Source organism: Pedobacter sp. 05T44 (assembly GCF_056395985.1).
Map to the genome: position 1 here is coordinate 86,940 of NZ_JBFTKO010000003.1, position 23,298 is coordinate 110,237.

The 23,298-nt window shown below is 39.0% G+C and carries 32 protein-coding genes and 1 pseudogene; 16 read left to right on the forward strand and 17 right to left on the reverse strand.

Annotation, left to right across the window (positions count from 1 at the left end; genetic code table 11):
• The first annotated feature begins 73 nt into the window (after positions 1 to 73).
• Positions 74 to 427: a winged helix-turn-helix transcriptional regulator gene (locus AC1DDK_RS07125; protein ID WP_288882166.1), complete on the forward strand. Its 354-nt coding sequence runs from the start codon at positions 74 to 76 to the stop codon at positions 425 to 427.
• A gap of 108 nt (positions 428 to 535) precedes the next feature.
• Here the strand turns inward: AC1DDK_RS07125 and AC1DDK_RS07130 are convergent, their stop codons facing one another.
• Entirely contained in the window at positions 536 to 730 is a 195-nt protein-coding gene (locus tag AC1DDK_RS07130) for a UPF0758 domain-containing protein (RefSeq protein ID WP_394367891.1), read from the reverse strand.
• Between the two features lie 3 nt (positions 731 to 733).
• A complete protein-coding gene (locus tag AC1DDK_RS07135; RefSeq protein WP_172661412.1) occupies positions 734 to 1,801 on the reverse strand; it encodes a sensor histidine kinase in 1,068 nt (355 codons plus the stop codon).
• A 157-nt stretch (positions 1,802 to 1,958) separates the two neighbouring features.
• Here AC1DDK_RS07135 and AC1DDK_RS07140 point away from each other — a divergent pair, with 157 nt between their 5' ends.
• Positions 1,959 to 2,687 carry a LytR/AlgR family response regulator transcription factor gene (locus AC1DDK_RS07140; protein WP_172661413.1) on the forward strand — a complete coding sequence of 243 codons (729 nt, stop codon included), beginning with the start codon at positions 1,959 to 1,961 and terminating at the stop codon, positions 2,685 to 2,687.
• On the opposite strand, the gene AC1DDK_RS07145 is transcribed toward AC1DDK_RS07140, so the two are convergent.
• A complete protein-coding gene (locus AC1DDK_RS07145) occupies positions 2,680 to 3,162 on the reverse strand; it encodes a lipocalin-like domain-containing protein (RefSeq protein ID WP_172661414.1) in 483 nt (160 codons plus the stop codon). The two genes, AC1DDK_RS07140 and AC1DDK_RS07145, sit on opposite strands and share 8 nt — an antisense overlap.
• A 218-nt stretch (positions 3,163 to 3,380) precedes the next feature.
• Here AC1DDK_RS07145 and AC1DDK_RS07150 point away from each other — a divergent pair, with 218 nt between their 5' ends.
• From AC1DDK_RS07150 to AC1DDK_RS07165, 4 genes are all read left to right on the forward strand, one after another.
• The gene (locus AC1DDK_RS07150) at positions 3,381 to 4,370 is read left to right on the forward strand and encodes a carboxypeptidase-like regulatory domain-containing protein (protein WP_172661415.1); all 990 of its coding nucleotides are present in this window, start codon (positions 3,381 to 3,383) and stop codon (positions 4,368 to 4,370) included.
• Positions 4,371 to 4,487: 117 nt separating this feature from the next.
• A complete protein-coding gene (locus AC1DDK_RS07155) occupies positions 4,488 to 5,003 on the forward strand; it encodes an outer membrane beta-barrel protein (RefSeq protein WP_172661416.1) in 516 nt (171 codons plus the stop codon).
• 223 nt (positions 5,004 to 5,226) lie between these two features.
• Entirely contained in the window at positions 5,227 to 6,024 is a 798-nt protein-coding gene (locus tag AC1DDK_RS07160; RefSeq protein WP_288882156.1) for a hypothetical protein, read from the forward strand.
• 84 nt (positions 6,025 to 6,108) lie between these two features.
• Complete coding sequence (locus AC1DDK_RS07165) at positions 6,109 to 6,792, forward strand: phytanoyl-CoA dioxygenase family protein (protein ID WP_288882154.1); 684 nt, start codon at positions 6,109 to 6,111, stop codon at positions 6,790 to 6,792.
• Here the strand turns inward: AC1DDK_RS07165 and AC1DDK_RS07170 are convergent.
• The 7 genes from AC1DDK_RS07170 to AC1DDK_RS07200 form a co-directional block, all read right to left on the reverse strand.
• On the reverse strand, positions 6,778 to 7,182 hold the full coding sequence (locus AC1DDK_RS07170) for an ISL3 family transposase (RefSeq protein ID WP_438871747.1): 405 nt from the start codon (positions 7,180 to 7,182) through the stop codon (positions 6,778 to 6,780). The two genes, AC1DDK_RS07165 and AC1DDK_RS07170, sit on opposite strands and share 15 nt — an antisense overlap.
• A gap of 4 nt (positions 7,183 to 7,186) precedes the next feature.
• Positions 7,187 to 7,777, reverse strand: coding sequence for an ISAon1 family transposase (locus AC1DDK_RS07175; protein ID WP_337717284.1), 591 nt, complete (start codon positions 7,775 to 7,777; stop codon positions 7,187 to 7,189).
• Complete coding sequence (locus AC1DDK_RS07180; RefSeq protein ID WP_430709573.1) at positions 7,758 to 8,033, reverse strand: ISAon1 family transposase N-terminal region protein; 276 nt, start codon at positions 8,031 to 8,033, stop codon at positions 7,758 to 7,760. Before AC1DDK_RS07180 ends, AC1DDK_RS07175 begins: the two co-directional genes overlap by 20 nt.
• Positions 8,034 to 8,422: 389 nt before the next feature.
• Positions 8,423 to 8,716 (reverse strand): hypothetical protein, encoded by a 294-nt coding sequence (locus tag AC1DDK_RS07185; RefSeq protein ID WP_172661419.1) that lies wholly within the window; start codon positions 8,714 to 8,716, stop codon positions 8,423 to 8,425.
• Between the two features lie 61 nt (positions 8,717 to 8,777).
• Positions 8,778 to 9,218, reverse strand: a complete 441-nt coding sequence (locus AC1DDK_RS07190) for an Hsp20/alpha crystallin family protein (RefSeq protein WP_172661420.1) — start codon at positions 9,216 to 9,218, stop codon at positions 8,778 to 8,780.
• A gap of 272 nt (positions 9,219 to 9,490) precedes the next feature.
• Positions 9,491 to 10,345 carry a hypothetical protein gene (locus AC1DDK_RS07195; RefSeq protein WP_172661421.1) on the reverse strand — a complete coding sequence of 285 codons (855 nt, stop codon included), beginning with the start codon at positions 10,343 to 10,345 and terminating at the stop codon, positions 9,491 to 9,493.
• The gene (locus tag AC1DDK_RS07200) at positions 10,317 to 11,390 is read right to left on the reverse strand and encodes a type IV toxin-antitoxin system AbiEi family antitoxin (RefSeq protein WP_172661422.1); all 1,074 of its coding nucleotides are present in this window, start codon (positions 11,388 to 11,390) and stop codon (positions 10,317 to 10,319) included. The genes AC1DDK_RS07195 and AC1DDK_RS07200 overlap by 29 nt, the downstream gene beginning before the upstream one ends.
• A gap of 600 nt (positions 11,391 to 11,990) precedes the next feature.
• Here AC1DDK_RS07200 and AC1DDK_RS07205 point away from each other — a divergent pair.
• Positions 11,991 to 12,593: a Crp/Fnr family transcriptional regulator gene (locus tag AC1DDK_RS07205; protein ID WP_172661423.1), complete on the forward strand. Its 603-nt coding sequence runs from the start codon at positions 11,991 to 11,993 to the stop codon at positions 12,591 to 12,593.
• A gap of 44 nt (positions 12,594 to 12,637) precedes the next feature.
• Positions 12,638 to 13,078, forward strand: coding sequence for a DoxX family protein (locus AC1DDK_RS07210; protein WP_172661424.1), 441 nt, complete (start codon positions 12,638 to 12,640; stop codon positions 13,076 to 13,078).
• A gap of 69 nt (positions 13,079 to 13,147) precedes the next feature.
• Here AC1DDK_RS07210 and AC1DDK_RS07215 read toward each other — a convergent pair.
• The 3 genes and pseudogenes from AC1DDK_RS07215 to AC1DDK_RS07225 all read right to left on the reverse strand — a co-directional run.
• A pseudogene (locus AC1DDK_RS07215) lies at positions 13,148 to 13,351 on the reverse strand (DUF4136 domain-containing protein); the annotation flags it as partial.
• 237 nt (positions 13,352 to 13,588) lie between these two features.
• Positions 13,589 to 14,197, reverse strand: coding sequence for an alpha-ketoglutarate-dependent dioxygenase AlkB family protein (locus AC1DDK_RS07220; protein WP_288882141.1), 609 nt, complete (start codon positions 14,195 to 14,197; stop codon positions 13,589 to 13,591).
• A gap of 1 nt (position 14,198) precedes the next feature.
• Entirely contained in the window at positions 14,199 to 14,657 is a 459-nt protein-coding gene (locus AC1DDK_RS07225) for a hypothetical protein (RefSeq protein WP_288882138.1), read from the reverse strand.
• Positions 14,658 to 14,877: 220 nt separating this feature from the next.
• Between AC1DDK_RS07225 and AC1DDK_RS07230 the strand changes: the two genes are divergently transcribed.
• Positions 14,878 to 15,117, forward strand: coding sequence for a hypothetical protein (locus AC1DDK_RS07230; RefSeq protein ID WP_288882136.1), 240 nt, complete (start codon positions 14,878 to 14,880; stop codon positions 15,115 to 15,117).
• Position 15,118: 1 nt separating this feature from the next.
• Here the strand turns inward: AC1DDK_RS07230 and AC1DDK_RS07235 are convergent, their stop codons facing one another.
• Entirely contained in the window at positions 15,119 to 15,484 is a 366-nt protein-coding gene (locus AC1DDK_RS07235; protein WP_172661429.1) for a winged helix-turn-helix transcriptional regulator, read from the reverse strand.
• Positions 15,485 to 15,572: 88 nt separating this feature from the next.
• On the opposite strand from AC1DDK_RS07235, the gene AC1DDK_RS07240 reads away from it, so the two are divergent.
• From AC1DDK_RS07240 to AC1DDK_RS07265, 6 genes are all read left to right on the forward strand, one after another.
• Positions 15,573 to 16,325 (forward strand): SDR family NAD(P)-dependent oxidoreductase, encoded by a 753-nt coding sequence (locus AC1DDK_RS07240; protein WP_172661430.1) that lies wholly within the window; start codon positions 15,573 to 15,575, stop codon positions 16,323 to 16,325.
• Positions 16,326 to 16,434: 109 nt separating this feature from the next.
• Positions 16,435 to 16,680: a hypothetical protein gene (locus AC1DDK_RS07245; protein WP_172661431.1), complete on the forward strand. Its 246-nt coding sequence runs from the start codon at positions 16,435 to 16,437 to the stop codon at positions 16,678 to 16,680.
• Positions 16,681 to 16,721: 41 nt separating this feature from the next.
• Positions 16,722 to 17,414, forward strand: coding sequence for a uracil-DNA glycosylase family protein (locus AC1DDK_RS07250; RefSeq protein ID WP_172661432.1), 693 nt, complete (start codon positions 16,722 to 16,724; stop codon positions 17,412 to 17,414).
• Positions 17,415 to 17,483: 69 nt separating this feature from the next.
• Positions 17,484 to 18,779 (forward strand): 4Fe-4S dicluster domain-containing protein, encoded by a 1,296-nt coding sequence (locus tag AC1DDK_RS07255; RefSeq protein WP_172661433.1) that lies wholly within the window; start codon positions 17,484 to 17,486, stop codon positions 18,777 to 18,779.
• 31 nt (positions 18,780 to 18,810) lie between these two features.
• Entirely contained in the window at positions 18,811 to 19,611 is an 801-nt protein-coding gene (locus AC1DDK_RS07260; protein WP_172661434.1) for a (Fe-S)-binding protein, read from the forward strand.
• Positions 19,601 to 20,401, forward strand: a complete 801-nt coding sequence (locus AC1DDK_RS07265) for an MBL fold metallo-hydrolase (RefSeq protein ID WP_172661435.1) — start codon at positions 19,601 to 19,603, stop codon at positions 20,399 to 20,401. Before AC1DDK_RS07260 ends, AC1DDK_RS07265 begins: the two co-directional genes overlap by 11 nt.
• Here AC1DDK_RS07265 and AC1DDK_RS07270 read toward each other — a convergent pair.
• Positions 20,364 to 20,846, reverse strand: a complete 483-nt coding sequence (locus AC1DDK_RS07270) for a hypothetical protein (protein WP_337717191.1) — start codon at positions 20,844 to 20,846, stop codon at positions 20,364 to 20,366. The two genes, AC1DDK_RS07265 and AC1DDK_RS07270, sit on opposite strands and share 38 nt — an antisense overlap.
• Positions 20,847 to 20,897: 51 nt before the next feature.
• Between AC1DDK_RS07270 and AC1DDK_RS07275 the strand changes: the two genes are divergently transcribed.
• Positions 20,898 to 21,377 carry an ABC transporter ATPase gene (locus AC1DDK_RS07275; protein ID WP_172661437.1) on the forward strand — a complete coding sequence of 160 codons (480 nt, stop codon included), beginning with the start codon at positions 20,898 to 20,900 and terminating at the stop codon, positions 21,375 to 21,377.
• 17 nt (positions 21,378 to 21,394) lie between these two features.
• Here the strand turns inward: AC1DDK_RS07275 and AC1DDK_RS07280 are convergent, their stop codons facing one another.
• Together AC1DDK_RS07280 and AC1DDK_RS07285 are read right to left on the reverse strand one after the other, a co-directional pair.
• Positions 21,395 to 22,270 carry a cyanophycinase gene (locus tag AC1DDK_RS07280; RefSeq protein WP_246269599.1) on the reverse strand — a complete coding sequence of 292 codons (876 nt, stop codon included), beginning with the start codon at positions 22,268 to 22,270 and terminating at the stop codon, positions 21,395 to 21,397.
• The gene (locus AC1DDK_RS07285; RefSeq protein ID WP_172661438.1) at positions 22,267 to 23,292 is read right to left on the reverse strand and encodes an isoaspartyl peptidase/L-asparaginase family protein; all 1,026 of its coding nucleotides are present in this window, start codon (positions 23,290 to 23,292) and stop codon (positions 22,267 to 22,269) included. The genes AC1DDK_RS07280 and AC1DDK_RS07285 overlap by 4 nt, the downstream gene beginning before the upstream one ends.
• Between the last annotated feature and the right edge of the window lie 6 nt (positions 23,293 to 23,298).

Sequence of the window (23,298 nt, forward strand, 5' to 3'; positions counted from 1 at the left end):
AATTTACTTGCGTTTTGCAAGTACAAATATACAAACAACTTTCATTTTGCAAGTGATTATATAAATTATTTTTATGGTGGATATAAAAAAGAGGTCTGAATGCCCTATAAGTAGCTCTCTAGATATTTGGGGAGACAAATGGTCATTGCTGATCGTTAGAGATCTTATGTTCTTTAAACAATGTACTTACGGCGACTTTTTAAAATCGGAGGAAAAAATAGCCACTAATATTTTGGCCTCCAGATTACAAACGCTGGAAATAAATGGCATAATTACCAAACAGAATCATCCTGAAAGCAAGGCAAAAGTTTTATATAAACTAACTCAAAAAGGGATTGATTTGCTCCCGCTGATGATTGAAATAAACTTATGGGCAGATAAATATTTTACGTTACCAGCAGAAAGAAAAGAAGTGCTCGAAGATTAAAGCAAAATATTTTGATCAAGTTACCCTTGATCAATTTTCAAGGCAAGACTTTGCGAAAAAAAATACAACCCGAGCGCAGCGAGTGTGGAGATTTTTTTTCAGCAAACCCTAAAGGGGCTTGGTCTTGACGGAAGCGCCCGAACCTATCAGCAGTGCCAGAAGTTCCCCATCAGACAAAGCATAAGCCCCACGGGCAAGAAACTTCTCCCTCGGCCGAAGTTCAGATTCCATACCCTTAATCCTCTTTTGTTGTTGAATTCTGGCCTCACGTAATTCATGTACATCAACCTCCTTTCTCGGCATTTACTAAATCAAACTGGTACGGCTGCCCTTCGTGAAAGGGATAGCAAAGGATACTGCAACTCCACCTTCTTTATCTATCTCGATCCGTAGTTCTTCACCGAATTGATTCCTCAGACGTTTGGCTGTATTGTTTAGACCTATTCCGTCACAGGCAAACATCTCCTCGACAGTTCCCCTGTAGGGTATTCCGGTATTATGGATATAGAAATGTGATGCCTTTTCATTAGTGTGGCATTTGATGTATATCCTACCGCCATCAATGGCTGGCTCAATCCCGTGTTCTATGGCATTTTCCACAAGCGGTTGAAGCAACATGGGAGGAATCATTGCTTGACCATCGCAGGAGCGGACATCAATTTCAAAATCAAGTCTGCTACCAAAACGGCTTTGCTCCAACAACAGATAGGACTTTACAAATTCGATTTCCTGCCACAGTAGAACGAGCTCTTCCTGCGTAGAACGCAATGCATAACGGAAGGTGTCGGCAAGTTCGGCAATCAGTACACGGGTGTGCTCATTCTCCGCGGGCACCGATGCGCTGATGCTGTTTAGGGTATTGAAAAGAAAGTGGGGCTGTATCTGAGCCTTGAGGCTCTCGATCTCTGCCTTGTGGGCAAGTTCACGCAGTTCACGTTCCCTGTGCTGTTGAATTTCCCGCTCCCGAAAGAAAAGATCAATGTGAAGCGAACTGAATACCTGGATGTAGAAAAGGAGATTGGGCCCGATATTTTGGAGCATTTGCTGGCTGGTCATCACCGGTAGGCCTGCAAACTTGTTGTACCACCGATAAAGGACAATCCAGATGATATAGTATATAACGCCGGTAAAAAAATGCAGGGCGAACCGTTTCTTCATAGGAAAGCGGGTCCACTTCCGGAAATGGAGCCACCAGACTGGAAAACATGCGATGGCCATTATCGAACAATCAACCAGCAGCTCCCTGATAAATGGTTTGGAAATGCCTTGAGAAAACAGCCGCGGGGTAGCATACAGGATACTCATCAAAATCAGGCAGAAAAGAAAAAGCAAAATTTCCCTTTTCGCATTTCCCATATGTTTATGCTTTGTCATTATCAGTAAGTTTAACCTGAGTTGAATTTATGTGTTTTTTTAATTATACTATTTTTTCTTTTACCGCTCAAGCTGGTAATTCGACCAGCTTATATGTCGTTTGTCCGAAAAATTCCACAGAAGTTTCTTTCTCGCTATATTGCAGTAAAAAGATACCATGGCAAAAATGTCCGTTTTGATCATCGATGATGAAGAACCTGGGAGGATACTGGTACGACAATATCTTGACTCTTATGCTGAATATTTTGTCGCCGGCGAATGTGCAAACGGCCTGGAAGCCATCTCTCTGATCGACAGGCTCGAACCTGACCTTATTTTTCTGGATATACAGATGCCCGGCGCTAACGGATTCGAAGTGCTACAGCGGATCGGGCATGTCCCAAGGGTAATCTTTACGACAGCCTATGACAACTATGCTATTCAGGCCTTTGAAACAAATGCTACAGACTATCTCCTGAAGCCCTATACCAAGGGTAGGTTTGAAAAAACCATGGCGAAACTTCAGAACCAACCTTCACAGCTGCCATTTGCCGTTGCTGATTCTTATCGGGGGAGAACAAGCTTTCCCGAACGGATCCTGGTAGAGTGCAAGAAGCGCTTCCGTAACATCCAGGTAAATGAGATCATTTTTCTCAGGGCCTTTGGGGACTATACCGAAATACATAGCGAAACTGACATGTATATTAGTTCAACAGGCATCACCGTGCTTACTGCAAAATTAAACCCGGAAAAATTTCTCCGGATCCACCGTTCTACTGCGATCAACGTACAACACATTGCAGAGCTCTATCGGGACATCGGTAAAACATTTATCGTTATGAATAACGGCACCGAATTGACTGTGGGCAGAAATTACCTGCCCACAATAAAGGACCTGATCATTTAAGATGGTATTCGGCTGTTAGCTTGTGATCTATTCCGTCGGTGCTTGTGAACCGATGTTCCAAAACCAGCTTTTTTGAACTGGACTCCAATACTTTAGCCTCGTCCTTCTTGCCATCGCTGTGAAATATGATCTTCGCATTATTTCCTGCCAAAGTCCAGGTCCCATCCTCTTTTTGGTCTGCTTCTTCTTCATCACATCTTTTCTTTTCGGCAAACCGGATTACCACGCCATCGCGACGAAGAAGTAAGAGGTCGTCCTGATCACAAGGCTCCAGCAATGCAAAGATGTCAGTGTCCTGTTTTCCATCAAGGTCCCAGTCAACACTTGGGCTGACCGTAAATTTCTGCATTTGCCACTTCTTATCTATAAAAGACGTCTGAGTTTCCTTCTCCCCTCCAGCAACATGGCATGCTCCGATCAGGATAGCCATCGGGCTTAACATAAGCATGATGGCCGGTAGTCTAATAAATTTCATATCTGTTTTTATTTTCAAAGATCATAGGAAAATGCATACTAATATCAAAAATACGACGAACGGTATACTAAGGCCATGAACGGCTGTCTGAACCGTTGAGCCTTCAAATACCACTTCTTACCCAGCATTATTACGGTTCATCGAAAAGAAAACCCGGGCGTTTCCTATTCCGGTAACTTCACGGTCAACAAAAATCAAATACTTTAAAATCTCAACTTATGAAAACTTTTCTCCGAACATTTATATTGCCCGGTTGCTTATTCCTCTTTGCATGCTCAAAAGGAGTCGACGGTAAACAAGAGGAAGAAATTCCTTTCGGCCAGGACGAAGTAAGAAAACAGCTTTCCTTCTCGGACCTGCCTGAAAGGTCTAAAACGCTCATCGTGTCTGGCACCGGTACTTATGTTAACCTGATGGAAAATCAGCGTCCAAAATTGCCTGATTTCAGATCTCTGGATAGGAACCCCAATATATTACGTGGGTTTGTGAAAGATATATTCGGCAGGCCGGTGAAAAATGCAGAGGTCGGTGTACGCTCCTCTATTGCGGGAGGATTCTATAGTTCGGCAACAGGACTGTCTGATCAGAACGGTTATTATGAAGTGAACATCCCCGTTGGCAATACAGAAATATGGGGATCTAAAGTAACCATCGAATACCAAGGCGGTCGGGCATTTGTCTCATTATTTCCTGCGGACAGTACTTTAAGTGAATTCAGATCCTCGGATGGTGCTGTGAAAAACTTTGTATTGCTGCCATATGGTAATGGCCGTCCCGATGAAATTGCCAAGGCCCCTCAGTGGCCAACAAGTTATGTGGGAGGATCGATACATCTTTCTTATAATCTGCGGACAGAAACCCTTCCCTTACCAGGCAGTTTCCCTATCGGGTCGGTCATTGTGGTCAAACTCATGCCGGTTGATCTGGTCCATGCAGAAGAAAGGATTACGTTCATCATAAAAAAAGAAGTCCTTAACAACAGTCTCTACATCAACAATATTCCATTAGGCAAGTATAACCTGGAGCTTTCCCTTTCTGATGGCAGAACGATCCTTATTCAGGAAGGAATCAATTTGAAACAGGAATTCGGACTCAGCCCCAAACAGGCTGAAGGAAAAGCTGCGCTGACATTCATCCCCGGTGATCCGGAATGTTTGACCTGGTTTGGAAATTGGAAAGAAGTTCCATTGAACATTGAATTAAAATAAACGGAAACAACATTCGCAATAGGAATTCGCTTATGCATGCAGTAGTCTTGCCTCGGTGAGACAGTGCAGCGTACGAAAATATAACTAAAAATGATAATTAAAATAGAGAAAACAAGAATGAAAATTACAAGAAAATTAACACTAGCAATTGCGCTAACTGTATTAGGAGCATCATCAGCATCTGCTCAAACTTATAAAAAGGGAGACAAATTGGTAAATGCAGGACTGGGTATTGGTGGCGGTTTTGGAATTCCAATTGGTGTAAGCTACGAGCATGGCTTTACAGATAGAATTAGTGGAGGTGGTTATTTGGGTTACGCGGGTAAAAACGAGTCGTTTGGTGACTCGGGCAAGTGGAAATATACTTATGTGCTGGCTGCAGCAAGAGTTTCATATCATTTTAGGATTAAAGATGAAAAATTTGACCCTTATTTAGGCGCAATTTTGGGTTATAACATAGCTTCGGTAAAATGGCAAGGTGAGGAAGCAGCGCCAGCATCTGCTTCTGCAGGAGAGGTCATTTTTGGCGGACATCTTGGGGCCAGATATTGGTTGGCAGAAAAAATTGGCATCTTCGGCGAATTAGGTTATGGCGTAGGCCTGTTGAATTTAGGTGTAGCTTTTAAACTATAAAGGGATTCCGGTATTATCAATTAAAAAGGCCTTATACGCCTATCCCTTTATAATAAAGCTATAGGCGTATAAGACTAAAAGAAAAAATTTCAGCACGGGAAATTTTTATAAGCAACGAATATTCGCCATGTAGTTCGACCGCTGATTTAAGTTGTTTAACGATGTTTTAAGGGGTTCGAATATTTTTTTTATAACGAACACATTTAGAGGCTATTTTCACAAAATGAATAAGATAAATTTTTATATTGGATTAATAACAATCATGTTATTTGGTTTAGCAAGTTGTAAGAAAGGGGAAAAGAATATTCTTAAAGAAGAAGAACTTCCTTTTACCAATATTGGTAGTGTTAACAATTTGCCGGGTTTTGGCAATGATGATGATAAGCCTGAAGGTATTCCATTTGAACTGCCAACAGGACTAAGGTTTGTATCAAGGCCCGACCATCCATTTGACCCAGATTTAAGGAAACTACATGGCAACATGAATACCTTTTATGTTGATGTAAATATTGAGAGAGATAGTACCTGGAAGGAAGACAAACTTCTAACATTTCCCCCTGGTTTGGTAATGCTTAATGTATCACCTAGCAGAATTCAAAATGGGATGTTAATGGGTAGGGTAAGAATTAACGTACCACCTAACGGGAGAGGGCCAGGAGGTAAAAAGGACACTATAACTGTATATTTAGGTGTTGCGTGTATGAATTCTTCTAAAGGTTTACCCTGGGAGGATAATCAAGAACCAGACACCCGTAATTATGTTATTGGAAAGGGTACTCACACCCCGTATGTAGTTGTCACCAATGCCGAAGTTTTAAAGTTTTTGTCATTATTGGAAGATAAACCCCATTTGAATCTTACAAGGCATCAAAATCCTTTGGATGTTTATGATCCTGACTATGTAGAACCAGAATGGATGAAACCCTACAATACCATACAAACGATGTTCTGGAAAATAACCGATGGACAAGGATTGACCGAGGCAGACCTTAGGGAACTTCTTGAAGCAGTTAAAGGATAGTTATCAAAGTACCAGAGATCTGGATTTTGTCGGTGCGCTCATTCATACGCTACAAAGTAATCTGAATATGGGTAGATTTGTCTCATGTTGATCCCAGATAACAAGCTAATTAGCGATGGTTATATAATTTTAGAAAAGTACCTCAAAGACAATGAGTGTATACAAATGATAACATCGCTTAAAAAGCTAGGTGTGTTTGACTATACACATGAGGCAAGTGCAGGTAACCTGCTTTGTACGTCACCTGAGTTGTACAATTTTGCTGAACAAACTGCTAGACAATTGCTTGGTGAAGGGGGAATGCAACTAAGCCCTATCAAAGCATTTATCCTGGACAAGAGTATTGAAAATAACTGGTATATACCATGGCATCAGGATTTAAAAATTGCTGTAAAGCAGATTTTACAGGTGGAGGGTTATACGAACTGGACATTAGAAGCAGGCATCCCACATACAGAACCTCCCTTAAATATATTGGAAGGAATAACAACATTGAGAGTTCATCTGGACAATTGTACAAAACGAAATGGTGCTATCTATATTCTGCCTAAAACGCATAACCGTGGCAAACTTACTTCCAGCCAGATAGAAGAAGCAGTGACCAATGAAACCGCCTTATGTTGTGAAGTACAACAAGGAGGGGTTATGATCTTTAAGCCACTTCTGTTGCACAATTCCCCTCTTTCCCAACAGGAAATGCCCAGAAGAATTTTGCAAATTGAATATGTCAAAAAAGAGCTGCTTAGCCCACTATTAGAATGGCATTAGCAATAAAGCATATAGCTGAGTTAGCCTGTACAGAAAGAATTCTACATTTTTAACACCTCTGAATAGATTTCTAAAAGCCTTTATTTTTGCATTAAAAGATTCCGCCGAGGCATTGGTTGATCTGTTATCAAAGTAATTCAATATAGTCTGATAATGGTTTTGTATAGACCTGGCAATTGTATTGAAAGCTTTAAATCCAGTTTGTCTTACTTTTTCATGCCATTTGGCCAGATTAGCTAGTCCAAAGACCTTATCTTTTGTATTTTCAAAGATCCGACTAAGTCCCATACTGAGTCCGCAGGCTGTTCTAAGATCAGGAAATCTTCCAAATAAGAGCTCTGCGCGATCCTTTTGGCTATCTGTCCAGTCTGAAGGCTTTTTATACAGCACATATCTACTGCGGGCCAGCAATTGCTTGATGGTATCTCCATTGTGAAGTACTTCCGCTTGAAATGGACGACCAGTCTTTTGATTGTTCTATGGCTTCATTTTCTACATCCATAGCTTCCCACCTGTATTTGACCCGCATCTCTTGCAGTGCCTCCGTAGCCAGCTTCTGTACATGAAACCGGTCAGTCACTCTGGTTGCCTGCGGAAAACAACGTTTGCAGATTAATTCCATATTACCTGCCATATCCAGGGTAACCTCAGCCACTTTTTTCCTTGCTCTTTCCGAAATCCTTTGCAGTACTGAAATGACAGTTTGCGCTTTGGTACCTGCTACAATGGCAACAATGGCTCCTTTCTTACCCTTTGCGGCTTTGTTGGTAAGGATGGTGTAAAGTTCACCATGGGACAGGCTGCTCTCGTCGATGGAAAGCTGTTCACCGAGGTTTTCTGGATATAACAGCCATTTCTTTGCATGTGATTTCTGGTGCCAGCTTTTAAAATCACTTAGATAATCACGATATTGACGGAGCAGATTTTTTGCCTTTACTGCATAGAATGAACTGATAGCATCAACACTATTCGGGGCTGTATCGATTGATTTCTTTTAAAAAAGCCGCGAATTCCCCTGTCATTCGCGTTCCCTTTTCTACTAAAGTCCAAGTCCGGTAAATCAAAGTAGAGGTCTCTGTATTGAGCCATCGGCGGCGTCGGATATGAAAAAACACCTTATGCCCCCGGATAGGAAAGTCCTGGATCACAATCTGAGGAAAAAAACCTTTGGACAAAACTTTAATCCCATCCCATTCCGATGGAGGAGTATTGACTTCTTCAAGTTCGATACTCCTTTGAATTCAAAATTCTCTAGTATAAAATCCGGCAGAAATAATCTGAGCAATGAGGCAGTAGCTGAGCTGATCTATCAAATTAACACTAAATTAGTGGATAAAAAAAAGAGATTGAAAGTTTCGAAAAACGATCAATCTCCTTGCGTACTCCAAAATTCTTATTTAACGAACTGCTTCAAAGGCATGAAGAACATGAGGGACATTTATAAAATTCAAGACTAATAATACGAAAGCATCTTAAAATGACTATAAAATTAAAGTTCACTTAAAGTGTACTCGTCGAAAACCTTTGTCACACAGCTTCTTGAAGGATATGGAACGTTTAACCAACATTGCGGGTGGTTCTGTTTCAGATCCCCTTAGTAGGGACTGTAAGAAAAAATACCAGCAAGTCATCAGATTTCTTTCTCCAAATTGAGTTCTTTAAAGATTTCTTTGGTAATTATTTTTGTATTAAAAGCCAGATGCTCCCAATTACAATGCAAAATAGATATTGGATAGGGAATGCCCATTTGCCTCTTGGTCAAATCCATGCTAATTACCGAATTTGCCTTTATTTCCCTTTCTCCCTGCATCAAATTAAAAAGCCCTCTGGCGAATTTTTCATTAGACCCTAAATAGAAGCTCGCATAAGTCTCTAAGCCCTTAATGGTCTTCATATTTAATGAAATTTCAAATGAAGTTTCCATAACAATAGATTAAAAAAAGAGCTACCATCTAGGTAGCTCTCGAAATTCATCTTTGAAGAAATTATTTAATTTCTATCTGACGGCTTACTGTTTTTGCTTCTTCTCTTTTTGGAATATTGATCGCTAAAACACCATCAGTATAACTTGCCTGAATGCCGTTTTCATCGGCACTTTCAGGTAAGGTGAAAGAACGGACAAAAGAACTATAGCTGTACTCACGTTTGGCGTAATTCCTTTCCTCTTGTTTGTCGTCTGTTCGTTGCTCCACAGAAATACTCAATACATTCCTTTCAAGGTTGAGCTTGAAGTCTTCTTTTTTAAGTCCCGGAGCCGCCAATTCAACATGATAATGATCGGCACTTTCACTGATGTTTGCAGCGGGCACGCGGGTTACCATGCGATCCGCAAAGAAAGTGTCATTGAAGATGGAATCAAAAACATCATTAAAGCTTGGCATTAATGAATTTCTCTTGTTTTCTGGATTAAATTTAACCAATGTCATGGGTTTTCCTCCTTAATTGATTTAATGATTAAAACTTATAATTAATTAAACTCTTTGAACTTTCGTTCGCCCATAATAATACAACATAAATGCCAAATGGATTTTTGATTAATGAGGCTGAAAAAATTACAAGATCACTGAAAAATATTCAGTTTTTAACTGTCAAAAATTCCTAAATCAACTGAGATTTATAACCAAAATATGTTCTATTTATGTCTTGCCAGCAAACTAGTTGGGGAGTTAACCTATATATTTGTTTTAGAACCGGGGAGCTAATCGTGAAGGTCTCTGATGCCTTTCAGTAATTCCTGTAATGCTTTATATGCCCTGTTATAATCAAAGCCGCCTCCTGCTGACAAGGATCTGGCTAGATATGAATGCTCTTCATCCTCTAATTCGTTTTCTATGATCAGAATAGTTTTTTGGATCGCTTTAGGATTGTTCTTTAACAATTTGGCAATATCTCTACCTAAAATTCTCGCACAAGAGGTGATAATGTCCCAGTCTTCGCCATTAACGATGTCTTCATGTTCATCATATAGTACTTCATATTTGAGCTCTATGTAGTTAGCTAGAATAAATCCCTGATCCCTTCCGTCTTTGTCATCTTTGTATTTTCTGTCGTTCCAGGCATATATCTTCATGAAATAGATGGCATGGATTGGCGCCACAGAGAAAGTTAAATCTTCTTCATCTATTTTGAAAGTGATAGTTTCCTCACGAACCTCCATGAATCCGGCAACATTCATGGACCGCATAAAGTCAGGTGGCCAGTCATATTCTCCTTCTTCATTTTGGATTTCGCCAAATGGAACAATATCTATTTCACAAATTTCTTTGTAAATCAGTTTATGTGTCACTTTTGTCGCCGTAAATAATCCCGATTTAAGTAATTTATCCAGCACTGATTGATAGACTCCCCACTCAGGTACGTATAACGCGAAATCCACATCTAGCGTTTTTGGCCCCGCACCCAGATGATACTGCCCATCTAATATTAAATCTCTTGCTGTTGCTCCGATCAACATAAAATCATATGCCTGATCTCCAAGAATTTCCTGGATATCTCTTATCACTTCTTTTAATTGATCCGGAATTTTATCTGTCGGTAAATTGTATGTACTCATCAAAGATCTTTTGTGCGGTTTCTACTTTTCTACTGTCGTTGGACGTTATTAGGTCTGCATACGCCAGTATAGGAGGTACGGCATTTTTTCCGTCTATAACTTTTGTAAATTGATAAAATTCATCACTCCAGAACTGTTTTAGCACCTCGATTTCATCTTTATCGTTGGCCTTTATCAATTTGAATGCTGACATCCATTTTTTATCGTCATCCTCCACAAATAAAGTTATTTTTTGTGGACTTAAATAGTTAGTATAAATGTTGCCAGCAGCTTCGCCTCCCCAAGCCGCTTTCATCTCAGTAAGGTCGATCTTTTTAAAGTCTTGTGACAGCTTATAAAATTTTGAATAGTAATTGCCAATCAGGAGCTTAGGCTTTAGCTGTTCCTTATATGCTATAGCCCATCTGTCTAGCAATTCCTTTTTATGATTTAATATCTTTTTGTTTCGCTGGCCTAAATGCACATATTTTGTGTTCAGCAATTCGTTCAAAATAACAGTAATAGAAGCCATTGATACATTGACCGCTCCCGCCATTTGTCGATAAGGTAAATTAATGAAATCTGGATCATTCAGAATTCCAAACAACAGTTTTACTCCCGTTTCTGTAAAGATCCGATTTGTTTTGTCTTTTGGAACGGCTGTTGCACCTTTTTGCCCTAAGTGCACAAGAAATATCTCTTCATCTACAATATAAAAGTTCCCTAGGCTGTCCATGTAATTTATTCCTGCATTCACCAGCTCATCACCAATGTTAGGGTAAATAACTGGTGCCATGACCAGCAACTTCCGTGAGTCTTTTCTGAAAAGCTTTAGAAAGGAAATGGTGTTATGTGATGCCTTAGATAAGTTTATTAAGTTGTATTCTCTTTTTTCTTTGTTGAAGAGTATCGTTATAATTCCTGAATGTTTATCCTCATCGAACTCTATTTTTTTTAGACTTAGACGTTCGGCCATACTTTCAGGCAGTTTAGCTGTAGCCTCTTCCCATAGTTTAAATGCATCCATCGTTCTTATTTTATCAATATTTACTGTCAGTAAAAACATAAATATAGTGAACAAATTTGAATTAGCAAATTGTATTGCGAGAGGTTCCGATTAATATTTGATTTCGTACAGAAATATCTCTAATTGCGTTTCATTGCAAAATTCTGAAGTACATCTACGAAGACTTCTTTCATAAAACTGTCGGCCGGAAAAGCGGATATTTCTGTATCTTTACAATAACCTGATCAGGACAATCAGGGTTTTTATTTCCTGCTGTTCCGCAAATATTCCGCAAGAAATTAAGAACGACTCGTAAACATTTGAAAAACTGACACTTACGACATTGAGCAAATGGCCTGAAAATCCATGTGTCGCCGGTTCGATCCCGGCGCATACCACTACTTAGAAAAGCTCAATTTCGCTATGAAATTGAGCTTTTCCGCTTTTAAACACATATTTCCGCGCTAATTTCAATGTCAATCTATTCGGACTTAGTTTATGAGTTAAAGCAGGTCTATTCTTTAATTCACTGGATCTATTGCTCGAACATTAATGACGCTTAATTTCCCGAAATTTAAATATAGTTATTACATTTAATGGTGAAAAGTAATTTCACCCTTTCAAGATTTCCGCATTTCATACTTGCCTAGAAGATAAATTATGGGATTTGACTTGATCCTACAGAATATTACTAAGTATATCCCACTCGATAGAACAGAGGCTGACTTCTTTGTTTCTTTACTTCAATCAAAAACACTAAAAAAGAGAGATTATTTACTGCGCCAGGGTGATATTTGCAAGACCGAAAATTTTATCATAAAAGGATGTTTCCGCGTTTACAGTATAGATGAAAATGGTGTTGAACACATTGTGATGTTCGGAATAGAGAGCTGGTGGATAAGTGATCTGTACAGTTTTTTAACACAAGCCCCTGCCGATTATTTTATTGAAGCTTTAGAAGACAGTGAAATTCTGCAAATCACAAGAGAAAATTTAGAGCGGTTGTATGAGAAGGTACCGAAATTTGAACGCTTCTTTCGGATTATTCTTCAAAATGCTTTTATAACCCAACAAAACAGGATCAAACAAAACCTTTCCAGCTCCGCTGAGGAAAGATATTTGTATTTCATAGAAAGATACCCTCAGATGGCCCAGCGTGTTTCTCAGAAACAGGTAGCTGCATATTTGGGCATTACTCCTGTCTTCCTGAGCATGCTTCGCAGAAAACTGGTAAAAAAAGGTAATTTTATTAAACTAGTTTAATTTTTAAAATCTAGCATTTCATTTCATTTGTAAGAAAAAACAGAATGAAGCAGATGATTTTTAAAACAGACAACGATTGGACAGGACTAATCATACGTTTGACAATTGGATTGGTAATGTTTCCGCATGGGGCACAAAAAGTTTTTGGCTGGTTTGGCGGCCCAGGATTTTCTAAAGAGATGACTTTTTTTACCGAGACCTTGCATTTACCTTGGTTAATGGCTTTTCTCGTCATTTTTATTGAGTTTTTCGGTGCTATCTCGCTCATCATTGGATTTGCCACACGCCTGTGGTCAGTAGCTATGGTGATGCTTTTTATCGGTATCATTTTCACAGAACATCTGCAAAATGGGTTTTTCATGAATTGGTTCGGGAATCAAAAGGGTGAAGGGTATGAATATCATTTATTGATTATTGGTCTATCAATTACTGCATTCATAAATGGAAGTGGTAAATTTTCAATAGATAAACAAGTTACCACCTAAGTTTAAAAATGTCCAGAACCGTGTAATTCAAGGCTTTGGTAAAGATTAAAAGCTGCCCCAAGTGTTTACTTATGCAGAAAGCTTTTTAAAACCATTCTCAATTACCTTAGGCAATTGAGAAATTGCCTTTTCAGGATTGTTTAATTCTCCTGCCCAACCTCTCCAGATTACCTTTTTGGTCCTGCGATCAATCAAATCAATTATAATACTCACCTGCTTGACACCCACCTTCTGTTGTTCATTGCCCACATACACCGGAAAAGGATTACGATAAGCATAATAATTGTGCCTGGAACAGGATCACAATACAATTACCACCCCCAGTATCATTAAAATTTGCTTTTTCATTGTTTTTCTATTTGTATGAAGTGGAAAAATATCCCATATCTTGTCTCATAGCCTATTATAATAAAGTGTGACTAGATGTTTGCAACACTCGCTAAATATTTGGAATATACAGTGATGGAAAAGATTAGTCACGGCTGAATTATCGTCATGCTAAATTAAAAATCAGATCACAACCCTGAAAGTTAAATTTACCCTTGGTTTCATTGGTTTCATCGACTTTGCAATCCTATGTTCCCAATTCATCTGCAAATCTCCCTTCATGACCATCAGTGCACCACTTTCTAAACGGATTGAATACTTTTCTCTGTGATTGCTCTTTCTGCGAATATCAAAACACCTCACTTGTCCAAAACTCACTGAGGCAATCACAGGACGTTTACCTAAGGCCTTTTCATTATCACTATGCCAGGCAACCGAATCATTGCCATCACGATAATAATTCAACAACACACTATTGAACTGAACTCCCGCCGTTAATTCTACTTTTTGCTTAATCATTAACAGTTCCGGGGTCCAGAAATTTGGCATAGATCTACCTAAAGAAGTGTAATCATAGGCTTCAGCATCTGCATACCAGGCCGTAAGTCGTGGTGTAATTACTTCCTTGTCATAAATCTTTATTATCTTTTGGTTCCAAGGAGATTCCGCGATAAATTTCTTTAACAAAAACTCACTCTGAGTTTCGCTGAATAAATCGGGATGGTATTCCAACAATTCAACAGGCAACCCTGAACTTTGGCCCGATTCTTTAAACAAACTGGTCTGCTCCATATTAATATGCCAATACAGGCCCTTTTATAAAAACCTCAAAATCTTCAGACATTCTCGCATTATAAACCCTAAAACGTATCTCCCAAGGATCTCTAACTAAATTTATAATATAAGCCCTAAACAACCTTTCAAAACGTTCAAATTCAATCCCTTCTTTACAAATTACTAAGTATTGGTTCTCACCCTGAGCAATTGCTTCCTGAACATATGCTCCCCAATGTTGTTTAAGTTCGGCCGCCAAAAAATTAAAATGCTGCATATCAATTAAACGCCCCATGCTTTCGACAAGTGTAGGAGGCAGAATTGTTTTTCCTTTCACATACCAAAGACCATCCAACTTTTCCATACTACATATCATCTCCCCTGCACAAACAACCCGCCAAGCTTCACCAGTACGAAATTGCAGCACTTGGTAAACTACATCATTAACCCCATCTGGGAAATAATCCAACTCAATCATCTTTCCTCCGATCCTTTATACTTCCTTCATTTTTCTCAAACACAGCATCAGAATCTGTGTAATTCCTTTTGAACAGATCTACTTCTCTCATGGTTCAAAACTTAGGTAACAGCAAAGTTAGTACATTTCGAAATAAATTACTAATATTTTTAGTTTTTAATGAGTGCGATAGCTATATTTGCTAAAAAACAACAGCATTCCGCCCTTAAAATATAAGACCATGAAAAACACAGAAATTAAAATGAGTGCAGACCTAAAGAAATTCATTATCAGATTTGAACCTAACAAATTCAAAATGCTGACTAGAGGTATTGAAATCAGAGGCATCAACGACTTACACCGCAGCATAGAACTGGCCAACGCATTAATTGAAAGTTTGAAATTAAAGCTTGTTGTACATCATTCTGCTGAAATGGCTCAGTACAGAAGTTTTGAGGTTGTGAATGCTGAGCAGAATTAAATTAAGACGACGAATTTGTGTCTGAACGATGTTTACCACCCCAAATACTTAATTGTTTAAAAATAGGGCCAAATTCAAGTGCCATTTCAGTTAGCTCGTATTCAACCCTAGGTGGAATTTCGGCATAAATTGTACGCTTAACCAGGCCATCCTTTTCTAATGCCCGCAGCTGTAGTGCAAGCATGCGTTCTGTAATAAAGGGGAGCTCTTTCTTTAATTCGCTAAACCTATGAACTTTGCTTTCCAGCTTACTTATTATCAGAATTTTCCATCTCCCTCCAATCTTGTTAACAGCATATGTCAAATCACATTCAATAATCCATTTTTCATTGCTGCTATAAGTCGAGTTTTCCTTTCTTGTTGCCATTACTTACATGTTTGTTAGCACCGTACAATTGGTTGCATAAGCTGTAAAAATAGACGCTGCTATCTAATTTTGCAAGGAAAGAAAAGTTATGGACTTATATTTAAAAGGAAAAACCGCGATAATAACAGGTGCCAGTCAGGGAATTGGCAGAGCAATCGCAAAAGAATTGGCTTTGGAAGGCGTAAAAGTCTTGGCCGTAGCTAGAAACGAAGATTTACTTAATAGCCTCAAAGAAGAGATCAATACTTCCGGAGGCGTAGAACCTATTACTCTTGTTCAGAATATTCTAGCAGCAGGAGCTCCTCAAAAGATTGGAGCTGAGGGCATATCACTCTTAGGACACGTTGATATTCTTATTAATAATGCCGGCCGTAGTCGTCCCGTTGATGTGGTAGGATCTGAAAAGATCTGGATAGAATCGATGACCTTGGATTTTGATCGGCCCAGACAATTAACACAATGGCTTCTACCTCATTTTATTGCTCGTAAACAGGGGTCTATCCTAAACCTGGCAAGTACTTATGAATTACGAGCAGTTAATGTCTCGGCTGTTGCAAAAGCGTCTATTGTCGTGTGGTCTAAACAGCTCTCGGCGCAAGTTGGCCGTCATGGCATTACAGTAAACTGCTTGCAGCCTGGTCTCATAGATACCGAAAATATTCGCCCCTTCTTTGCTGGCGATGAGCGTAGGAAATTTGCCGACCGTGAGATTCCGCTCGGCGATTTCGGCGAGCCACAGGACATGGCCAACATGGCTGTTTTCTTAGTATCTCCTCGAGCGCGATACATAACCGGTACAGTTGCGGTTGTCGATGGCGGGATGCGTCACCATCCATTTTAAATACACTTTCTATCATTCCATGAATATATTTATCCCTAGAAGGAGGGATTATAGAAAAATATAATCCAACAGTTTTTGTGAATTGCTGTAATTCTCTAGTTTTGTATTTATGAATGCGTATAAGAAAGAATGGATCGACCTGCTTTTAAAGCAAAACTACCCAGGTTGGCTGATAGCCGACGATCGGGATAACATCTTTATAAATATCCCTGAAGATCAGGACCTGGAAATTGCAATGGCAGAATTCAAGAAAAAAATCCGTTCATTAACGTTAAAGATCAAGACCAAACCAGACAAATTAGGCTTCTTTATTGGAAACAGTAAAGACAGCAGGTTTTATGAGCTAAACGCTTAAGATTTTGCAGTTTTAAATCATCGCTTCTTATCTTTACCAGCATGACAACCTTTGCCGATAGGATTATTGCATTTAATAAGCAACTGGATTTTCATGGCTCCCTGCCCGATGACATCCGGATAATGAATCCTTACAAGGAAAATCCGCTGGCGCTAATCTGCTCGTCTGCTTTTTACAAAAAATACTACAATGATAATGAACCCAGACACCTCATTTTGGGCATCAATCCCGGTCGCTTTGGTTCGGCGATGACGGGTGTATCATTTACTGACCCTAAAAGGATGGTGGGTAAATGCGATATTCCATTTCCGGGACAGATGACACATGAGCCTTCATCAGAATATGTTTACGAAATGATTGCAGCTTATGGAGGTATACAAGAGTTCTACAGTAAGTTTTACATTCATTCAGTCTGCCCATTAGGCTTCACCATTAAAAGCACCAAAAGCAAGGAGGTGAATTACAATTACTACGATAGTGCTGAACTTTCAAAAGCGGCATATCCATTTATAATTGAAAACCTGGAAAAACAAATTGCCATTGGCTTCGAAACTGATATCTGCTTTTGTTTTGGAACAGGAAAAAACGAATCATTTTTAAGAAAACTTAACAACTACAAAAAGTACTTTAAAGAGATCATTGCACTGGAACACCCCAGATACATAATGCAATACAAATCAAAAAACAAATCAGACTATATCAAAAAGTACCTTGAGGCATTCAAGAAAATCTAAATTTATGCATGCATAGTAATTTATTTTGGCATATTTATTTTTAACTTAGCAACACTAATAGAAAATCAAATGGTGGCACAAATCATATTTATAGCAATTACACTGGCCGCAATAGCCTTGTTTAGCTATAATATCAAAAAAGTTATCCGAAATATACAATTGGGAAAGTCCGCCGACAGATCGGATCAGCCTCAAAAAAGGTTTATGACGATGCTTAAAGTAGCGCTTGGCCAAACAAAAATGTTTTTCAGGCCAATCCCAGCTTTTCTGCATTTGATAGTTTACTTAGGCTTCGTTATTATCAATATTGAAGTTCTGGAAATTTTGATAGATGGAATATTCGGCTCTCACAGAATATTTTCTGGAGTAGGCTTTATTTATGATTTTCTAATAGGCTCATTTGAAATATTAGCCCTTGGTGTATGGGTGGGTTGTGCCGTCTTTTTAATAAGAAGAAACATCCTTAAACTTAAGCGTTTTAGTGGCGTAGAAATGACTAAATGGCCCAGATCAGATGCCAATTACATTCTAATATCCGAGATTTTGTTAATGACAGCATTTTTACTGATGAATGCTGCTGATGCAAAACTTCAGGTTCTCGGATCCCAACATTATACAAACGCCGGAGCTTTTCCTGTAAGCCAACATCTACAAAATCTTTTGCCAAATTCAGAAGCAGCCCTTGTCGCCATTGAAAGGGGTTGCTGGTGGTTTCACATCATTGGGATACTTATATTTTTAAATTACCTGCCCTATTCTAAGCATTTCCATATCCTGTTTGCATTCCCTAATACTTATTTCTCCAATTTGGAGCCGAAGGGAGAGTTTACAAACATGAAGAGTGTTACAAATGAAGTGAAGGCAATGCTTGACTCATCATTTACTCCAGAAGAAGCAGAACCAGGACGCTTTGGGGCTAAAGATGTGAATGACCTTACATGGGTAAACCTAATGAATGCTTACACCTGTACTGAGTGCGGAAGGTGCACCTCAGTTTGTCCTGCAAACATTACCGGCAAGCTGCTTTCGCCCCGCAAAATAATGATGGATACCAGAGACCGAATGGAAGAGGTCGGAAAAAACATCGATAAAACAGGTAATGGTTTTGATGATGGCAAATCTTTGATTGATAACTACATCAGCAGAGAAGAAATATGGGCATGCACAAGCTGTAATGCCTGTACTGAGGCTTGCCCTATAAATATAGATCCTCTTGCAATTATTACTGAACTAAGAAGGTATGCAGTAATGGAAGAATCTCAATCGCCGGCAAGTATTAATGCGATGCTTGGTAATATTGAAAACAATGGCGCTCCGTGGAAGTATTCTCCGGCCGACAGGTTTAACTGGGCAAAAGAAAGTTAATTAAAGTATTTAAATCTATTATAGCTTAAAGATGAGCGAGCAACTAAATTTTGAAGTACCTACAATGGCAGAAATGATAGCCAAGGGCGAAGAGCCTGAGATATTATTCTGGGTAGGTTGCGCAGGCAGTTATGACGAAAGAGCACAAAAAACAACTCGCGACATCTGTAAAATCCTCCATCATGTAGGCATGAAGTATGCTGTATTAGGCACAGAAGAAAGCTGTACAGGAGACCCTGCAAAACGAGCCGGAAATGAGTTTTTGTTTCAAATGCAAGCCATGACCAATATTGAGGTTCTTAACGCCTACAACATAAAGAAAATAGTGACAGGCTGCCCTCATTGCTTTAACACCATTAAAAATGAGTATCCGGGTTTAGGGGGAAGTTACGAAGTTATTCACCATACACAGCTAATCCAACAATTAATTGACGAGGGTAAGCTAAAGGCCGAAGGAGGAGAAAGCTTTAAAGGTAAAAAGATAACTTATCACGACCCATGTTATTTAGGTCGTGGGAATGGTGTTTATGAGGCTCCGCGTAAGGCTTTAGAAGTTTTAGATGCGCAGCTGGTAGAAATGAAACGCTGCAAGTCAAATGGATTATGCTGTGGTGCCGGAGGAGCCCAGATGTTTAAAGAACCTGAAAAAGGCAATAAAGACATTAACATTGAACGTATTGAAGAGGCCCTTGAAACACAGCCAAATATTATAGCTGCCGGTTGCCCTTTTTGCATGACAATGATAAGTGATGGTGTGAAGCTGAAAGATCAGGACAAAAACGTACAAGTATTGGATATTGCTGAAATTACAGCTCGCGCGAATGGCTTGTAACAAGTTACATATTGCATCCTTAAATTCCGGAAGCAATGGAAATTGCTATTATATCGGAAACGACCAGGAAGCTATTCTTGTAGATACAGGTATCTCCTGCAGAGAAACCGAAAAGAGAATGTTGCGCTTGGGCTTATCAATGCATAATGTTAAAGCGATTTTCATTTCTCATGAGCATACAGATCATGTTCGCGGACTTGCCACCCTCTCTTCAAAATACAATTTGCCGGTATACATAACAAATGGAACTTTAAATGGCTGTAGATTCAATATCCGTGAAGACCTCATTAGAGTATTATATAGCACCCAAACAATATCGGTTGGAACTTTAGAAGTAACGAGTTTTCTTAAAATACATGATGCATCTGAGCCACACAGTTTCGTGGTTTCGTGTGGAAGCACCAAGGTTGGCGTATTTACAGATATCGGAGCGGCTTGTGATCAGCTTATTTTTCATTTTAAACAATGCCACGCAGCATTTCTTGAAACGAACTACGATGATGACCTATTAAGTAAAAGCGCATATCCGTATTTCTTAAAACAACGCATCAGCGGAGGTAAAGGTCACTTATCAAACAAGCAGGCATTAGACCTTTTTATACACCACAGGCCATCATATATGACCCATTTATTGTTATCTCACTTATCTAAAGACAATAACAATCCTGAGTTAGCACATAGTTTGTTCAGACAGCATGCTGGAGAAGTTGAAATTGTTGTAGCCTCTAGATTTGTCGAAACCGAGGTTTATACTATTTTTGAGCGAGTAAGCGAGCATTCGTCTTTCTAATATATTCTGAAAGCGCTGTAAGATCATTAGTTTTTATATTTTTTACCGGAATAGACATATAATTCGCCATTGTATCAACATCCTCTTCATTTGTATCATTATAAGTTTGCACAATTACATCATCACCCCTGGTGTATAAATATAAGGCGCCGATTGTATCTGTTCCCTGATAATCAAGATCTTTGAACTTCACCAGATTGAAAGAGAAATATTCAATCTTACCACTCTTAAAAAATCGCTTGTATCTACAAAAGCCACTGTTAGTAACATTAAGTTCGTAATGCTTTATTTGTGATGTTTCGAGCTCCTCATTATAGTGGCTCACAAGCAATTGCTGGATATAATCAGTTTGTTCATCAAGTAATTCAAGCTTAGAAAACCCCATGAAAAGAAGGCACATTGCTAATGTGAGGCATATTTTCAAGTTTAATGTAAACTTTTTCATGGCGTTAAGCATTTAACATCATCAAGTTAATTATTTTTGTATTTTTGATTTATGAGTTTTTCTCCACAATCCAGAATTTGGATATACCAAAGTAACCGCGCATTTACAAATGACGAGGTGCAGGCAATACAGGAAAGATTAAATGATTTTACTGTACAATGGAAAGCACATGGCCATCAACTAAATGCGAAGGCAGAAATATTATACAATTTCTTTATTGTGTTTTTTGTTGATGAAGCTTCTGCAGGGGTTACCGGTTGCTCTATAGATTCATCTGTAAGAATAATGAAGGAAATTGAGCAGGAATACAAAGTAGATCTGTTTGATAGATTCAATATGGCCTATAAGTTAGAAGACAAGGTTATTGTTACTAACAAAGAAGACTTTGAAACGTTAGTAAATATAAAAGCAATAGGCCCGCAGACTATTGTATTTAACAACATGGTACAAACATTACAGGAGTTTGAAACGAAATGGCAAATACCATTTGAACAAAGCTGGCACAGTAAAGTGTTTGCACATTTACTGTAACCAGCATACAATATTAGCTATTTTACGTAAAACACATCCCCTTCTGTAAACATATTAAAGCGAAGGCTCTCCATTTTTATATGTCCTGTTTTTGTGGTTTTCAAGTTTTTAGGATCTGCTATTCTTAGTACCTGACTAACTCCCGCAACCTCAATCTTCTTCCCTTGTACTATTATCGCCGTACCTTCGTCAATGCCAACACAATCAAAAGTAGGGTGCGCTGCCAATGCAGAAAGAAGCCTGTTAAACCTGCTTCTTTTAATAAAATGCTGATCAATAATAACTGAATTAAGCAGACCCAAGCCCTGCTCAAATTCAATGTTCTTATCAACTAGTTTATTAAAAGTTTCCCTATAAATAGTGTCTCCTGCCAACTGATTGCCAGTGATCATATACTTACTCATCACTGCAGCACCGGCGCTCGTTCCTGCTACAGTTGCACCGTTATTATATGCCTGATGGATCGCTTTATAAATCGGAGTATTTAGTACAACCTTCATAAAGCGGCTTTGATCGCCACCCGTTATAAAAATAAGTTTTGCACCTGATAAGGAATCAAGCAATTGCTTATTACCAGCGCTTTCAGCAGTAAAATTAAGATATCCGATACTATTTGCTGCCTGAGCAGAAAGCTCTTCTTTAATGGCATTAAAAGAACCGATAGGATCACCACTAGACATAGGGAGAACTATCATATAATCTTTGGGACCCAAATTTGCGGTTTTAATTAATTTCTGCACCAATTCCGGAGAACGGGAACCTCCCCCGATTATAAATAAACTTCCCTTTGGTGAAGTTTTTTGTTGCGCAATTGAAGAATAGCTACACAACATGAGTGCAAAAACAAAAACTTGCTTTAACCTTGCTTTCTCTAAAATATTTAAGACCATCATTTATAAATCAATACTTCTATTTTACCATCTTCTGTTACAGTACCTCTGTACATTCCTTCCGTATTAAAGGGCATCGCCACGTTCCCATTTTTGTCAAGCGCTATTAGTCCACCGTCTCCACCTAGCTTTTCCATTTTATCAAGCGCCTTCTTTGATGCATCCGCTACCGATAGATTTCTATACTCCATCATAGCTGAAACATCATAGGCTACTACACTTCTGATATAAAACTCACCCCAGCCTGTACATGAGATACCAGCAGTCAGATTATTAGCATAAGTACCTGCACCGATAATTGGAGAATCACCAACTCGCCCATACTTTTTGTTCGTCATTCCACCCGTTGAGGTTCCAGCAGCAAGATTACCCATCTTGTCAAGTGCCACAGCACCAACTGTCCCGAATTTATAATCTCTATTTATCGTTCCCAGCTTCAAAGATTTTTTATTACCATGATCAAGCACAGCTTTCACAGAATCTTCTTTTATAGCTTCCTGCAAACCATCCCAACGTTCTTTAGTATAAAAATATTTAGGATCAACTATTTCAACTCCGCACTGCTTCGCAAACTGCTCAGCTCCCCTGCTCACCATCATTACATGTTCAGATTTTTCCATCACTGCCCTTGCAGCGGTAATTGGATTACGGATTACACTTACTCCCGCAACGGCTCCTGCTTTTAAACTTTTGCCTTCCATAATTGCAGCATCCATTTCATTTTTACCATCGTGCGTAAAAACTGCCCCCTTACCGGCATTAAAGAGTGGCGAATCTTCAAGTACACGTATTGCTGCTTCAACTGCATCCAGACTCGTTTTACCTGATTTAATAGCATCATAGCCCTGCTGTAAAGCCTTTGTTAATGCTGCAGTATATGCAGCCTCCTTTTCCGGGGTCATGCTCTTCTTTAGAATTGTTCCGGCACCCCCATGCACAACTAATACATATTTCTTTTGTGCCTGTAAATTCAAAGATGCAAGCAGCAGTAAAATAGAAAAGTAATAATTAAGCTTATAGTTCATAGTATT